General features: G+C 64.9%; 15 protein-coding genes. All 15 read left to right on the top strand.

Features of this window, described 5'->3' with window-relative positions:
* Position 1: 1 nt before the first annotated feature.
* The 15 genes from cobM (at position 2) to ACNSPV_RS00375 (ending at position 13,418) form a co-directional block, all read left to right on the top strand.
* A complete protein-coding gene (gene cobM / locus ACNSPV_RS00445) occupies positions 2–763 on the top strand; it encodes a precorrin-4 C(11)-methyltransferase (protein ID WP_249237282.1) in 762 nt (253 codons plus the stop codon).
* Entirely contained in the window at positions 760–1,758 is a 999-nt protein-coding gene (locus tag ACNSPV_RS00440) for a cobalt-precorrin 5A hydrolase (protein WP_348584983.1), read from the top strand. Before cobM ends, ACNSPV_RS00440 begins: the two co-directional genes overlap by 4 nt.
* Positions 1,751–2,518 (top strand): precorrin-3B C(17)-methyltransferase, encoded by a 768-nt coding sequence (gene cobJ / locus ACNSPV_RS00435; protein WP_339395779.1) that lies wholly within the window; start codon positions 1,751–1,753, stop codon positions 2,516–2,518. The genes ACNSPV_RS00440 and cobJ overlap by 8 nt, the downstream gene beginning before the upstream one ends.
* Positions 2,515–3,261, top strand: a complete 747-nt coding sequence (gene cobK / locus ACNSPV_RS00430; protein WP_348584984.1) for a precorrin-6A reductase — start codon at positions 2,515–2,517, stop codon at positions 3,259–3,261. The genes cobJ and cobK overlap by 4 nt, the downstream gene beginning before the upstream one ends.
* Entirely contained in the window at positions 3,249–4,445 is a 1,197-nt protein-coding gene (gene cbiE, locus ACNSPV_RS00425) for a precorrin-6y C5,15-methyltransferase (decarboxylating) subunit CbiE (protein ID WP_348584985.1), read from the top strand. The genes cobK and cbiE overlap by 13 nt, the downstream gene beginning before the upstream one ends.
* On the top strand, positions 4,442–5,797 hold the full coding sequence (locus ACNSPV_RS00420; RefSeq protein WP_348584986.1) for a cobyrinate a,c-diamide synthase: 1,356 nt from the start codon (positions 4,442–4,444) through the stop codon (positions 5,795–5,797). Before cbiE ends, ACNSPV_RS00420 begins: the two co-directional genes overlap by 4 nt.
* A complete protein-coding gene (gene cobT / locus ACNSPV_RS00415; RefSeq protein WP_348584987.1) occupies positions 5,794–6,858 on the top strand; it encodes a nicotinate-nucleotide--dimethylbenzimidazole phosphoribosyltransferase in 1,065 nt (354 codons plus the stop codon). Before ACNSPV_RS00420 ends, cobT begins: the two co-directional genes overlap by 4 nt.
* Positions 6,852–7,373: a bifunctional adenosylcobinamide kinase/adenosylcobinamide-phosphate guanylyltransferase gene (locus ACNSPV_RS00410; protein ID WP_348584988.1), complete on the top strand. Its 522-nt coding sequence runs from the start codon at positions 6,852–6,854 to the stop codon at positions 7,371–7,373. The genes cobT and ACNSPV_RS00410 overlap by 7 nt, the downstream gene beginning before the upstream one ends.
* Positions 7,370–8,122: an adenosylcobinamide-GDP ribazoletransferase gene (locus ACNSPV_RS00405; RefSeq protein ID WP_348584989.1), complete on the top strand. Its 753-nt coding sequence runs from the start codon at positions 7,370–7,372 to the stop codon at positions 8,120–8,122. Before ACNSPV_RS00410 ends, ACNSPV_RS00405 begins: the two co-directional genes overlap by 4 nt.
* Positions 8,119–8,439 (top strand): bifunctional adenosylcobinamide kinase/adenosylcobinamide-phosphate guanylyltransferase, encoded by a 321-nt coding sequence (locus ACNSPV_RS00400; protein WP_348584990.1) that lies wholly within the window; start codon positions 8,119–8,121, stop codon positions 8,437–8,439. The genes ACNSPV_RS00405 and ACNSPV_RS00400 overlap by 4 nt, the downstream gene beginning before the upstream one ends.
* Positions 8,433–9,032, top strand: coding sequence for a histidine phosphatase family protein (locus ACNSPV_RS00395; protein WP_348584991.1), 600 nt, complete (start codon positions 8,433–8,435; stop codon positions 9,030–9,032). Before ACNSPV_RS00400 ends, ACNSPV_RS00395 begins: the two co-directional genes overlap by 7 nt.
* Complete coding sequence (gene cbiB, locus ACNSPV_RS00390; protein ID WP_348584992.1) at positions 9,029–10,000, top strand: adenosylcobinamide-phosphate synthase CbiB; 972 nt, start codon at positions 9,029–9,031, stop codon at positions 9,998–10,000. Before ACNSPV_RS00395 ends, cbiB begins: the two co-directional genes overlap by 4 nt.
* A 180-nt stretch (positions 10,001–10,180) precedes the next feature.
* Entirely contained in the window at positions 10,181–11,248 is a 1,068-nt protein-coding gene (locus ACNSPV_RS00385; protein WP_348584993.1) for a pyridoxal phosphate-dependent aminotransferase, read from the top strand.
* A complete protein-coding gene (locus ACNSPV_RS00380; RefSeq protein WP_348584994.1) occupies positions 11,245–12,747 on the top strand; it encodes a cobyric acid synthase in 1,503 nt (500 codons plus the stop codon). Before ACNSPV_RS00385 ends, ACNSPV_RS00380 begins: the two co-directional genes overlap by 4 nt.
* Positions 12,744–13,418 carry a precorrin-8X methylmutase gene (locus ACNSPV_RS00375; protein WP_348584995.1) on the top strand — a complete coding sequence of 225 codons (675 nt, stop codon included), beginning with the start codon at positions 12,744–12,746 and terminating at the stop codon, positions 13,416–13,418. The genes ACNSPV_RS00380 and ACNSPV_RS00375 overlap by 4 nt, the downstream gene beginning before the upstream one ends.
* The last annotated feature ends 54 nt before the right edge of the window (positions 13,419–13,472 follow it).

Below are 13,472 nucleotides of genomic sequence, written 5' to 3'. Positions count from 1 at the left end.
TATGATACATTTTGTAGGCGCAGGCCCCGGTGCTCCGGACCTGATCACCCGGCGCGGTGCGGCCCTTCTGCAGGCAGCTGACTGCATCATCTATGCGGGCAGTCTGGTCAACCCGGCGCTGCTGGGCCTTGCCAGAGAGGACTGTGCGGTTTACAACAGCGCCGAAATGACGCTGGAACAGGTGCTGGCAGTAATGCGGCAGATGGAAGCCGCAGGCCGCACCACCGTGCGTCTGCACACCGGCGACCCCTGCCTGTACGGAGCCATCCGGGAGCAGATGGATGTGCTGGACGCCGAGGGCATCCGCTACGATGATACCCCCGGTGTTTCCAGCTTCTGCGGCGCGGCAGCGGCGCTGAACGCCGAGTACACCCTGCCCACCGTGAGCCAGACCGTCATCATCACCCGTATGGAGGGCCGCACCCCGGTGCCGGAAAAGGAAAAGCTGGCAGGCCTTGCCGCCCATGGGGCGACCATGGTGATCTTTTTGTCCATCGGCCTTGTGGAAAAGGTGCAGCAGGCGCTTCTGGCGGGTGGAGCCTACACGCCGGATACCCCGGCAGCGGTGGTGTACAAGGCCACATGGCCGGAAGAACGGACCGTCCGCTGCACTGTGGGCACGCTGGCGGAAAGCGTTCATGCAGCGGGCATCACCAAAACGGCGCTCATCGTGGTGGGTGACTTTTTGGGCCGGAACTACGAGCGCAGCAAGCTGTACGACCCGGCCTTTACCACCGAGTTCCGCAGGGGGACAGACCAGTGACCCGGGCCTACCTTGCCTTTACGGCAAAGGGCCTTGCGCTGGCGGAAAAGCTGGCCGCAGAATATCCCGGCAGCGTGGCCCGCTGCGGCCATGAGCCCGGGCAGCCGGGCCTCGCAGACTGGACGGCCCGGCAGTTTGCACACAGTGATGCCCTTATTTTTGTGGGTGCGGTGGGCATTGCGGTGCGGGCCATTGCGCCCCACTGCAAAAGCAAGGCGTCTGATCCGGCGGTGGTGGTGCTGGACGAGTGCGGACGCTTTGCGGTGCCCGTTCTCTCCGGCCATCTGGGCGGGGCCAACGAGCTGGCGCGGAGGCTGGCCGCTGTGTGCGGCGCGGTGCCGGTCATTACCACTGCCACGGACGCAAACGGTGTGTTTGCGGTGGATGAATGGGCCAGACACCAGAACTGTGCCGTGCTGGAGCCGGAGCGCATCAAAAAGGTCAGCGGCGCACTGCTGGCGGGCAGAACGGTGCGGTTCGCATCCGACTGGCCCATTGCGGGCAGCCCGCCTGCGGGCCTTGCAGAAGATGCAGCGGCCCCGGAGCTTGCCCTCACCCTGTGCCCGGCGGGAGATGCTTTGCATCTTGTGCCGCGCATCGGCGTGCTGGGGGTGGGGTGCAGGCGCGGCACCGGCGCCGACACGCTGGCCGAAGCCTTTGCGGCCTTCTGCGCACAGGCAGGCCTTGCCCCGCAGTGCATCGCGGCGGCGGCCAGCATCGATCTAAAACAGAACGAAGCGGGCCTTCTGGCCTTTTGCCAGAGTCGAGGCTGGCCTGTGGAGTTTTTCACGGCGGAACAGCTGCGGCAGGCCCCCGGCAGCTTTACGCCCTCGGCTTTTGTGCAGAGCGTCACCGGCGTGGATAACGTCTGCGAGCGGGCTGCAGTGCTGGCTGCAGGCGGGCCGCTGGTTTTTCACAAATTTGCCCGCACCGGCGTGACCTTTGCGCTGGCTGCGCGGCCCTTTGCCCCGGATTGGAGGTGGCAGCATGTCTGATATGTACGAATGGGACATGGACCGGCCCGAGAATGTTGTTTACGTGGTGGGCCTTGGCCCCGGCGATGTTTTTTATCTGACCCAGGAAGCCCAGAGCGCCCTTGAACATGCAGATGCGATCTGCGGCTACAAGCTTTACATTGATCTGATCGAGCCCGAGTTCCCCTGCGAGGAATACTATGCTACCGGCATGACGCAGGAGATCGACCGCTGCCGCTGGGCGCTGGAAAAGGCCCGCACCGGCAAGCGGGTCGCGCTGGTGTGCAGCGGCGACGCGGGCGTTTACGGCATGGCCAGCCCGCTGCTGGAGCTGGCCGAGGATTACCCGGATGTTGCCGTGGAGGTGGTGCCCGGGCTCACTGCCGCCCTCAGCGGCGGAGCGGTGCTGGGCGCACCGCTGGCCCACGATTTCTGCGTGATCTCGCTTTCCGACCGGCTCACCCCGTGGGAGGTCATCGAAAAGCGGCTGGCCTGCGCCGCGCAGGGCGATTTCTGCGTGGCACTGTACAATCCCTCTTCCAAGGGCAGGCCGGACTACCTGCAAAAGGCGGTGCGCATCCTGCGCGCAAACGGAAAGGGGCCGGAGACGGTCTGCGGCCTTGTGCGCAACATTGGCCGCGAGGGCCAGAGCGCCCGGGTGCTGACGCTGGCCGAGCTGGAAGACACGCCGGTGGATATGTTCACCACCGTGTACATCGGCAACGGGAACACCCGCGCCCTTTCGGGCCGAATGGTCACACCCCGGGGGTATCGCAAATGAAAGCTGTCGTGTTCAGCGGCACCACCGAGGGACGCCGCTTTTCCAAAAAGCTGGCGGCACTGGGGGCTGAGGTGACCGTGTGTGTGGCCACGCCGCTGGGAGCCGAGGAACAGGGTGAGATGGCGGGCATCACGGTCCACGCCGGGCGGCTGGGACCGGATGCCATGGCGGCGCTGCTGACGGGTGCAGACCTCTGCGTGGATGCCACCCATCCGTATGCGGTGGATGTGACCCGGAACATCTGCGCTGCGGCGGCACAGGCCGGCGTGGAATACCGCCGCCTGCTGCGGGCCCGGAGCCCGCTGCCCGAGGACTGCGTGGTGTTCGGGACCGCGGCGCAGGCGGCAGAGTACCTTGCCGGAACGAAGGAAAACATCCTGCTTGCCACCGGTGCCAAGGAGCTGGCAGCGTTTGCGCCGCTGGACCCGGCGCGGCTTTATCCCCGGGTCCTGCCCACGCCGGAGGGCATCGCCGCCTGCGAGGCAGCCGGGATCCCGCACCGGAACATCATTGCCATGCAGGGGCCGTTTTCCTGCCAGCTGAACAAAGCTTTGATCGAACAGTTCCACATCCGGTACCTCGTCACCAAGGACGGCGGCGCGGCGGGCGGCTTTGCCGAAAAGGTGCAGGCCGCAGCCGAGACCGGCGTACAGCTGGTGGTGCTGCGCCGTCCGGAGGAGGTCGGCGAGACCGAGGCAGGATTATTCACGCATTGTCAGGAGATTTTGAAATGGTCACACTGATCGGTATGGGAAGCGGCAGCTGGGAGACTTTGTCGGTGCAGGCGCAGGACGCTGTGCGCAGGGCAGGCCTTGTGTTTGGTGCAAAGCGGCTGCTGGCGGGCCTCCCGCCCGAGTGCACCGCCCGGCAGTTTGCCCTCTATCAGCCTGCCGAGATCCTTGAGACGCTGGCACAGGCTCCCGGGCAGGATGCCGCCGTGCTTTACAGCGGGGACACCGGGTTTTATTCCGGCGCGTCCGGCCTGCTCACGCCCCTGCGGGCGCTGGGCATCCCTGCGCGGGTGTATCCGGGCGTTTCCAGCATCCAGCTGCTGGCGGCGGTGCTGGGCCGCCCATGGCAGGACTGGAAGCTGGTGTCGGCCCACGGCTGTGCCTGCGACCCGGTGGCAGAGTGCATGACGGAGCGCTCCGTCTTTTTCCTCACCGGCGGGGCCGAAACACCCGCCACCCTCTGCCGGAAGCTGGCCGATGCCGGCATGGGCGAAGCCCACGGCGTGGTGGGCGAAAACCTTGGCACCGGGGAAGAAGCCATTCGCTACGGCTCTGCGGCGGAGCTGGCGGGGCAGAGTTTTGCACCGCTCAGCGTGCTTCTGGTGGAAAACTTCGATGTCCCGCACTTCCGCACGCCGGGCTTCCCGGACGAAAGCTTCATCCGGGGCCAGGTGCCCATGACCAAGCAGGAGGTGCGCGCTGCCGCACTGGCAAAGCTGGCCGTGAAGCCTCCGGATATCCTGTGGGATGTGGGGGCAGGCACGGGCAGTGTGAGCGTGGAGCTGGCACTGGCAGCGCCTAAAGGGCATGTGTATGCCGTGGAGTGCGATCCGGACGCCTGTGCCCTGATCCGGCAGAACCGGGCAAAGTTCCAAACTTACAACCTCACCCTCATCGAGGGCCGCGCCCCGGATGCGCTGGCAGACCTGCCTGCGCCGGACGCCGTGTTCATTGGCGGAACAAAAGGCGGCATGGAAGGCGTGCTGGATGCCGTGCTTGCCAAAAACCCGGACGCGCGCATCTGCATTTCCGCCATTGCGCTGGAAACGCTGAGCGCTGCGGCTGCCGCCCTTACCGCCCGGGGCCTTGCCGCCGAGGTGGTGCAGCTGGCGGTCAGCCGCACAAAGCAGGCAGGCCGTCTTCACCTGCTCATGGCAAATAACCCCATCTTCCTCATTACGGGTATACGCAAATGATGCAATTCCTCATCGCCGCGCCCCGGTCCGGCAGCGGCAAGACCACGATGACCTGCGCCGTGCTGGCGGCACTGAAAAAGCGCGGGGCCGACCCCTGCGCCTTCAAAAGCGGGCCGGACTACATCGACCCCATGTTCCACCGCTCCGCTCTGCAGGTGGACAGCCATAATCTGGATCTGTTCCTCTCGGACCGGCCCACGGTGCAGGCACTTTACGCCCGCTGCGCCGCCGGACACGGCGCTGCCGTGTGCGAGGGAGCCATGGGCTTTTACGACGGGCAGGGCCTGACCACCCGGGCCAGCGCATGGGAGCTGGCAGACACGCTGGGGCTTCCGGTGCTGCTGGTGGTGCAGCCCGGAGGGGCCAGCGTAACGCTGGCGGCAGAGATCCAGGGCCTTGTGCACTTCCGCAAAAACAGCCATATTTCGGGCATCCTGCTCAATAGCTGCTCCGAAAAGCTGTATAAAATGCTCAAAGACCTGCTGGAAAGCGAGACCGGCCTGCCGGTGCTGGGCTATCTGCCCCGCCTGCCGCAGGCGGCGGTGGAAAGCCGCCATCTGGGCCTGAAGACCGCAGGCGAGATCACGGACATTCAGGAAAAGATCGCTCTGCTGGCAGACCGTCTGGTGATGGACTGGGAGAAGCTGGCAGCGGTGACGGAAAGGCCGTGCCCCGAGGGCGGACGCCTTTCTCCCCGGGGAACGGCTTCCGCTTCTGTCCGCATCGCCGTGGCGAGGGACGGAGCCTTCTGTTTTACTTACGCCGAAACACTGGACGCTTTGCGGGAGGCGGGCGCAGAGCCTGTATTTTTCAGCCCGGTGCGGGATGCTGCCCTGCCGGAGGGAGTCTGCGGGCTGTATCTGCCCGGCGGCTACCCGGAGCTGTATGCGCAGGCCCTGAGCGAAAATAAAACCATGCGGGCCTCCATCCGGCAGGCTGTGAACGCCGGTCTGCCGACAGCGGCAGAGTGCGGCGGCTTTCTGTATCTCGGGCAGAGTCTGGAGGACGCCGAGGGAAAGAGCTGGCCCATGGCGGGCGTCCTGCCGGGAGCAGGCGTCCGGGCGGGCAGGCTGGTGCGGTTCGGCTATGCCGTCCTGACCGCAAAGCGGGACAGTATGCTGTTCCGCGCGGGAGAAAGCCTGCCCGTCCACGAATTTCACCACTGGGATTCCACCGCAAACGGCACTGCATTTACGGCCCGTAAAAACGAGAAAATGCAGTGGGAATGCGGCTTTGCAAACGAGAATTTCTATGCGGGCTTCCCGCATTTATACTGGGCGGGCACGCCCCTGCCGGGACGCTTTGTGCGTGCGGCAGAACGATACAGCAAAACAAAAGGACGACCAAAATGACCGAAACGGAACTGAATGCACTTTTGGCGGGTATCACCCCGGCCAACGAAGCCGCCCGCGCGGCAGCACACGCCCACTGGGCCAGCCTTGCAAAGCCTCTGGGTGGGCTGGGCCGGCTGGAGACCATGCTGGAGGACGCCGCTGCCCTCACCGGCAGTGCGGAGTTTGATCTCTCCCGCCGGGCGGTGGTGGTGCTCTGCGCGGACAACGGTGTGGTGGCGCAGGGGGTGAGCCAGACCGGGCAGGAAGTGACCCGCGCCGTGGCCGAAAACCTTGCAATGCGGCGCACCAGTGTGTGCCAGATGGCCCGCGCGGCCCACTGTGATGTGGTGCCCGTGGATATGGGCATGGCAGGCGAGCCGGTGCCCGGCGTGCGGAACTGCCGCATTGCCGCCGGGACGATGGACTTTACGGCAGGGCCCGCCATGAGCCGGGCCGAGGCGGCGCAGGCCATTGGGGAGGGCATCGCCCTTGCCCGGGAACTGGCAGAGGATGGCTACAGGCTCATCGCCACCGGCGAAATGGGCATTGGCAATACCACCACCTCCAGCGCGGTGGCGGCGGTGCTGCTGGGCCAGCCCGTGGAGCTTATGACCGGGCGCGGTGCGGGCCTTTCGGACGAGGGGCTTGCCCGCAAGGTGGATGCCATCTGCCGCGGCATCCTGAAGAATGAGCCGGACCCGGAGGACCCGCTGGATGTGCTTTCCAAGCTGGGCGGCTTTGACATCGCGGGCCTGTGCGGCATCTTTCTGGGCGGGGCGCTGGCCGGGGTGCCGGTGCTGGCAGATGGTTTTATCAGCGGGGTAGCCGCGCTGTGCGCCGTGCGGCTGTGCCCGGCGGCGGCAAAGGCCGTGTTCGCCAGCCACTGCTCCGCAGAGCCTGCGGCCCGCATGGTGCTGGAAGCACTGGGCAAGGCACCCGTCATCACCGCGGGGCTGCATCTGGGCGAGGGCACCGGTGCGGTGGCAAGCATCCCGCTGTGGGATATGGCACTGGCGGTGTACGGCGGATGCTATTCCTTTGCGGAGGGCGGCATTGAGCCGTACAAGCCCCAATGCTGACGCTGGTGCTGGGCGGTGCAGCCAGCGGCAAAAGCGAATATGCCGAGAGCCTTGTGCTCAGGACCACCGGCCCCCGCTGGTACCTTGCCACCATGCAGGTATGGGACGCCGAGTGTGCCGCCCGGGTGGAAAAGCACCGCAAAATGCGGGCCGCAAAGCAGTTTGAAACGGTGGAGTGCCCACTGCATCTGGAAAAGCTGCGTCTGCCTGCCCGGGGCACGGTCCTGCTGGAAGACCTTGGCAACCTTGCGGCCAACGAGCTGTACGACCCCGCCGGGGCAGGGGAGGATGCCGCCGCTGCCATCCTGCGGGGGCTGGACAGCCTTTCTGCCCAGTGCGAAAACCTGCTCGTGGTCTCCAACGAGGTGTTCAGCGGCGGGGCTGACTATGCCGGCGATACGGACCGCTATCTGCGGGCACTGGCGCAGGTGAACAATGCTTTTGCCGCCCGGGCAGATGCAGTGGTGCGGGTGGTATGCGGCATCCCCGTGTACTATAAAGGAGTGGAAAAATGATCGTTTTGCAGACCATCGCGGTGGCTTTTGCCATGTTTTCGGCCATCCCGGTGCCGCAGTTCGACTGGAATGAAAAAAATATGCGCTACGCCATGTGCGCCTTCCCGTTCATCGGTATGGTGATTGGGGCGGCATGGTGCGTGTGCGGGGCACTGCCTCTGCCGGGCCTTGCAAAGGCGGCGGGCTTTGCGCTGGTGCCTGTGTGGGTGACGGGCGGCATCCATCTGGACGGCTACGCCGACACCTGCGACGCCCTTTCCAGCTACGGCGACCGCACGAAAAAGCTGGAAATACTAAAAGACCCCCACTGCGGCGCCTTTGCGGTCATCCGGCTGTGCAGCTACTTTCTGGCCTATTTTGCCCTGTGCACCTGTGTGCGGTTCACCCCCCGGACGGGGGTGTTGTGGGTGCTGGCGCTGGTGCTGGAACGAGCGCTTTCGGGCTATGCGGTGGCATCGTTCCCCATGGCGAAAAACACCGGTCTTGCGCACACCTTTGCCACTGCGGCAGACAAAACCGTGGTGCGCCGGGTGCTGGCGGCGCTGGCCGCAGTGCTGTGCATGGGCATGGCGGCGCTGGGCGGCTGGGCACTGGTGCTGGCAGCGCTGGCGGTGCTCTGGCGCTACCATGCCGTGAGCCGGAAGCAGTTCGGCGGCATCACCGGCGACCTTGCCGGGTGGTTTTTGCAAAAGGCCGAGCTCTGGATGCTGGCGGCGCTGTGTGCCTGCCAGTGGGGAGGACTGCTATGATCTTTATCACCGGGCCGCTCTACAGCGGCAAGCGCACCTTTGCGCAAACACTTCCCGGCAAGCGTCTTTCGGACGTGCAGGTATTGGCTGCCGATGCCGCCGACCTGCCTGCCTTGGCAGACAAGCTTGCCCATGAATACGATATCCTCATCGCCACCGAGGTAGGCGGCGGTGTTGTGCCGATGGATCCAAAGCAGCGTGCCGACCGCGAGGCGGCGGGCAGGCTTGCCTGCCTGCTGGCCGCACGGGCAGAGTGCGTCGTGCAGATGTTCTGCGGCATCCCAACGGTTTTGAAAGGAGAATTGTCTCAATGCTGATCTATCTTCTGCGTCATGGCCAGACGGAATACAACGCCCAGAAGCGTTATCAGGGCCAGCGCGACATCCCGCTCTCACCCGAAGGCGCTGCCCAGCTGCGCCGGGCAGATTTTGACCCCGATGTGGTCTATGTTTCCACCCTGCAGCGCACCAGCCAGACGGCGCGCATCCTGTTCCCGGAGGCGAAGCTTGTGCCGGTGGACGGTCTGAAAGAGATGTGCTTTGGCAGCTTTGAGGGCCGCAATTTCATCGAGATGGAAAAGGACCCCGAGTATCAGGCATGGGTGAAGGCCAACTGCGAAAGCCCCTGCCCGGACGGAGAGCGCAAGACGGACTTTTCGGATCGCATCTGCCGCACTGTGGCAGGGCTGATCGATAAAGCCCTTGCCGCAGACGAAGAGCGGCTGGTCATTCTGGCCCACGGCGGTACCCAGATGGCCGCCATGGAGCGGTTTGCCGTCCCCCACAGGGACTACTATGCATGGTGCGGGCCCAACGCGGGCGGCTTTGTGCTGGATGCAAAGGACTGGACGGAAAAGCATCTGCTGTATCTCGTGAAGACCGTCCAGTACACAAAGGAGAGCAGGGCATGATCCTTCAGGCAGTTGTCGGCGGCTTTGTGCTGGACGCCCTCTTCGGCGACCCGGCGTGGCTGCCGCACCCGGTGGTGCTCATGGGCAGATGCATCTCCCGGCTGGAAAAGTTCCTGCGCGCCCGCCTGCCCGGCACCCCGCAGGGAGAGCTGCTGGGCGGTGCCGTGACGGCGTTCTGCCTGCCGGTGGGTACCTTTCTGGTCACGAGCCTTGTGTGTCTAGCGGCGGCAAAGCTCAGCCCGTGGCTGGGCCTTGCCGTGCAGATGTTCTGGTGCGGGCAGGCGCTGGCAGCCAGAGGCCTTGCACAGGAGAGCACAAATGTGTATAACGAACTGGTCCGGAACGACCTGCCCGCTGCCCGCAAAGCCGTGAGCCGCATCGTGGGCCGCGACACCCAGAATCTGACCGCCGAGGGCGTAACAAAGGCCGCCGTGGAAACCGTGGCCGAAAATGCCAGCGACGGCGTCATTGCGCCGCTGCTGTATATGCTCATCGGCGGGGCACCGCTGGCGCTGACCTACAAGGCCATTAACACCATGGACAGCATGCTGGGCTACAAGAACGAGAAGTACCTTTATTTTGGCCGCGCAGCCGCGAAGCTGGACGATGTGGCCAACTACATCCCCAGCCGCCTTGCCGCCCTTTTGTGGGTGGCGGCTGCGGCCTTTACCGGAAACGATGCCAAAGGTGCATGGCGCATCTGGCGGCGGGACCGGCACTGCCACGCCAGCCCCAACAGCGCCCAGACCGAAAGCGCCTGCGCCGGTGCACTGGGGGTGCAGCTGGCCGGCCCGGCTTACTATTTTGGCGAATATTACCCCAAGCCCACCATCGGCGATGCTCTGCGTCCCATTGAGCCGCAGGATATCCTGCGCGCCAACCGCATGATGTATGCGGCCAGCATACTGGCGGTGGTGCTGGGCCTTGTGATACGGGGGTGTCTTGTAACCCTCTCAGTCAAAGCCTGACGGCTTTGCCAGCTCCCCCGAAAGGGGAGCTTTATAAGTGGAACCGGAGACAAATCATCTTTTCATCGAAAGAATATCCTACCCGGCAGATGCAGAAAAGCTCGCCCTTCGGGAGAGCTGGCGAACGAATGTGAGCCTGAGAGGGTGAGGCTGCTTGTCCAAAAGCACAAAGGAGAACCTATGCAAACACTGACCCATGGCGGCGACTGGGCGGGCTACCGCGCCGAGTTCGGCCGCGACCCGCTGGATTTTTCGGCCAATGTCAGCCCGCTGGGTCTGCCCGGGGGCGTGGCAAAGGCCATTACGGCGTCCCTTGCCACGGCCGACCGCTACCCGGACCCGCTGTGCCGGGCCCTGCGTGAAAAGCTGGCGGTGGCTGAGGGTGTGCCCGCCGAATGGCTGCAGTGCGGCAACGGCGCGGCAGACCTCATCTTCCGGCTGGCGCTGGCCGAAAAGCCCCGCACCGCCCTTGTGACGGCACCCACCTTTGCCGAGTACGCCACGGCACTGGGAACTGTGGACTGCAGGGTGGAACGGCATTTCCTGCAGGAGGAAAACGATTTTGCGGTGACGGACGCCATCCTTGATGCGGTGCACCCGGGCATCGATCTGGTGTTCCTCTGTCAGCCCAACAACCCCACCGGTCAGCTGGCCCGGCCTGCCCTTGTGGAGGCGCTGCTGCGCAGATGCGAGGCCGTGGGTGCAGTGCTGGCCGTGGACGAATGCTTTCTGGATTTTCTGCCCGAGGGGCAGAGCCTTTCCGCAAAGCGGCTGCTGAGCACCAGCAGGAAGCTGATCATTCTGAAAGCCTTCACCAAGCTCTACGGCATGGCGGGCGTGCGTCTGGGCTATGCCCTGAGCGCGGACGAAAGCCGCCTTGCCCGGATGCAGGCGGCGGGCCAGCCGTGGGCGGTGTCCGGTCTGGCGCAGGCGGCAGGCATTGCTGCGCTGGACGAGACGAAATATGTGGCGCAGGTGTGTGCATTGATCGAAACACAGCGGCCTGTGCTGGCAGACGGCCTGCGGGCGCTGGGCCTGCGGGTGATCGAGGGCCGGGCCAACTATCTGCTGTTCCGGGCGCCGGAAGCGCTGGGCGCTGCGCTGCGGCACAAGGGCGCGGTGCTGCGCAGCTGCAGCAACTATCCGGGTCTGGACGCAGGCTGGTACCGCACCGCCGTGCGCACCGAGAATGAAAACCGGCAGCTGCTTGCGCTGCTGGCCGAGATCCTGCCGGAGGTGGCGCAATGAGCAAAGCAAAATGCATTATGGTGCAGGGCACCATGAGCGGTGCGGGCAAAAGCCTGCTGTGCGCGGCGCTGTGCCGCATTTTTGCGCAGGACGGCTACCGTGTGGCACCCTTTAAAAGCCAGAACATGGCTCTGAACAGCTTCGTCACCCGCGACGGCGCGGAGATGGGCCGTGCGCAGGTGGTGCAGGCACAGGCTGCGGGCACAGAACCGGATGTGCGGATGAACCCCATCCTGCTCAAGCCCAGCAGCGATGTGGGCAGTCAGGTCATTGTGAATGGCAGAGCCCGGGGCCAGATGTCCGCCGCCGATTATTTCAGGATGAAGCGCAGCCTTATCCCGGACATTCTGGAAGCCTACAACAGCCTTGCCGCCGAGAACGACATCATCGTGATCGAAGGCGCGGGCAGCCCGGCGGAGATCAACCTGAAGGCGGATGATATCGTGAACATGGGCCTTGCAAAGCTGGTGGATGCACCGGTGCTGCTGGCGGGCGATATCGACCGGGGCGGCGTGTTCGCGCAGCTGTACGGCACCGTGGAGCTGCTGGAAGCCGACGAGCGCGCCCGCATCAGGGGGCTCATCATCAACAAGTTCCGGGGCGATGTGGAGATCCTGCGGCCCGGCCTTGCCATGCTGGAAGAAAAAACGCACCTGCCCGTAGTGGGTGTGGTGCCGTATCTGCGGGTGGAGATCGAGGACGAGGATTCTCTCTCGGACCGTCTGGAAGCAAAAAGCGCCATCAAGCCGCTGGATATCGCCATCCTGCGCCTGCCGCATGTGTCCAACTTCACCGACTTTATCCCGCTGGAACAGCACCCGCTGCTGGGCGTGCGGTATGTGCAGCGCACCCGCCAGCTGGGCGCGCCGGATCTCGTCATCCTGCCCGGCACCAAGAACACCATGGATGATCTGCGCTGGCTGCGGGAAAGCGGGCTGGAAGCGGCGGTGCTCAGGCTTTCGGCAGCCGGAACGCCGGTGCTGGGTGTGTGCGGCGGCTATCAGATGCTGGGCGAACGGCTCTGCGACCCGGCAGGGGAGGAGAGCGGCACCCCCTGCACCCTGCGGGGCCTTGGCCTGCTGCCCACCACGACGGTGTTCGGCACCGAAAAGCACCTGACCCAGACCGCAGCCCGCGCTGCCGCTGCCCCCTTTGCCGGGGCAGCGCTCACGGGCTACGAGATCCACGCAGGCCGCACCGAGGTGCGGGGCAGTGCGTTCTGCACCCTTGCAGACGGCACGCCGGAGGGCTGTGTGCAGGGCAATGTGTTCGGCACCTACCTGCACGGGCTGTTCGACACCGGCGAACTGACTGAAAAACTGACCGCTTTTTTGTGCAGAAAGAAGGGGATCGACCCGGCCGGGGCCGACCTCATCCCCATGGAACAATACCGTCAGCAGCAGTTTGACCTGCTGGCAGACGGCGTGCGTGCGGCGCTGGACCTGCCTGCCGTTTACGCCGCTATGGGCCTTGCCGGCCCGAAAGGAGACAACGCATGACACCGCAGCATCATCTGCCCGCCGACATTGAACGGACGAGCATCTCCATTATCACAAGGGAACTGGACGAGCTGGGCCTGACCCCGCCGCCGGAGACGGCTGCGGTGGTCAAACGGGTCATCCATACCACTGCCGATTTCGACTACGCAAAAAATCTGCGCTTTACTCCCGGCGCGGTGCAGGCCGCTGTCAGGGCCCTGCAGAGGGGTGCGGTGATCGTCACCGACACCAACATGGCACTGGCGGGCATTTCCAGACCGGGCCTTGCAAAGCTGGGCTGTGAGGCCGTCTGCTACATGGCCGACCCCGCTGTGGCCGAAGCGGCAAAGCAGGCGGGCACCACCCGCGCCGTGGCTGCCATGCACCGCGCTGCCCGGGAGCACCCGGGGGCCATCCTTGCCGTGGGCAATGCGCCCACAGCCCTGCTGACCATCGCAGAAGAAATAGAAGCAGGGCTGCGGCCTGCGCTGGTCATCGGTGTGCCGGTGGGCTTTGTGAACGTGGTGGAAAGCAAGGAGACCCTCTTTGCAGTCTGCGAACAGCACGGCGTGCCTGCCATTGCTGCCATGGGGCGCAAGGGCGGCAGCAATGTGGCCGCAGCCATCTGCAACGCCCTAGTTTATTCTGCCGCCGAAATGCTGGACCCTTCTGCCAGAGGGTGGAGAGGATAAAGGAAAGGCCGTCAGACCGCTTTCTCCGCAAACAGCGGCAATGCCGAATAGATA

It is taken from the genome of Faecalibacterium sp. 3 (genome assembly GCF_048323735.1).
GTDB lineage: Bacteria > Bacillota > Clostridia > Oscillospirales > Ruminococcaceae > Faecalibacterium > Faecalibacterium wellingii.
Note: the sequence above shows the minus strand (reverse complement) of the source record. Positions and strands in the feature narration are given on the sequence as shown.

Excerpts from the sequence above, each read along its gene's own strand:
- cobK (WP_348584984.1), top strand. The coding sequence starts at position 2,515 with ATGAAAGCTGTCGTGTTCAGCGGCACCACCGAGGGACGCCGCTTTTCC.
- ACNSPV_RS00405 (WP_348584989.1), top strand. The coding sequence starts at position 7,370 with ATGATCGTTTTGCAGACCATCGCGGTGGCTTTTGCCATGTTTTCGGCC.
- ACNSPV_RS00375 (WP_348584995.1), top strand. The coding sequence starts at position 12,744 with ATGACACCGCAGCATCATCTGCCCGCCGACATTGAACGGACGAGCATC.
- ACNSPV_RS00385 (WP_348584993.1), top strand. The coding sequence starts at position 10,181 with ATGCAAACACTGACCCATGGCGGCGACTGGGCGGGCTACCGCGCCGAG.
- ACNSPV_RS00380 (WP_348584994.1), top strand. The coding sequence starts at position 11,245 with ATGAGCAAAGCAAAATGCATTATGGTGCAGGGCACCATGAGCGGTGCG.
- ACNSPV_RS00395 (WP_348584991.1), top strand. The coding sequence starts at position 8,433 with ATGCTGATCTATCTTCTGCGTCATGGCCAGACGGAATACAACGCCCAG.
- cbiE (WP_348584985.1), top strand. The coding sequence starts at position 3,249 with ATGGTCACACTGATCGGTATGGGAAGCGGCAGCTGGGAGACTTTGTCG.
- ACNSPV_RS00410 (WP_348584988.1), top strand. The coding sequence starts at position 6,852 with ATGCTGACGCTGGTGCTGGGCGGTGCAGCCAGCGGCAAAAGCGAATAT.
- cobJ (WP_339395779.1), top strand. The coding sequence starts at position 1,751 with ATGTCTGATATGTACGAATGGGACATGGACCGGCCCGAGAATGTTGTT.
- cobT (WP_348584987.1), top strand. The coding sequence starts at position 5,794 with ATGACCGAAACGGAACTGAATGCACTTTTGGCGGGTATCACCCCGGCC.
- ACNSPV_RS00420 (WP_348584986.1), top strand. The coding sequence starts at position 4,442 with ATGATGCAATTCCTCATCGCCGCGCCCCGGTCCGGCAGCGGCAAGACC.
- cobM (WP_249237282.1), top strand. The coding sequence starts at position 2 with ATGATACATTTTGTAGGCGCAGGCCCCGGTGCTCCGGACCTGATCACC.
- cbiB (WP_348584992.1), top strand. The coding sequence starts at position 9,029 with ATGATCCTTCAGGCAGTTGTCGGCGGCTTTGTGCTGGACGCCCTCTTC.
- ACNSPV_RS00400 (WP_348584990.1), top strand. The coding sequence starts at position 8,119 with ATGATCTTTATCACCGGGCCGCTCTACAGCGGCAAGCGCACCTTTGCG.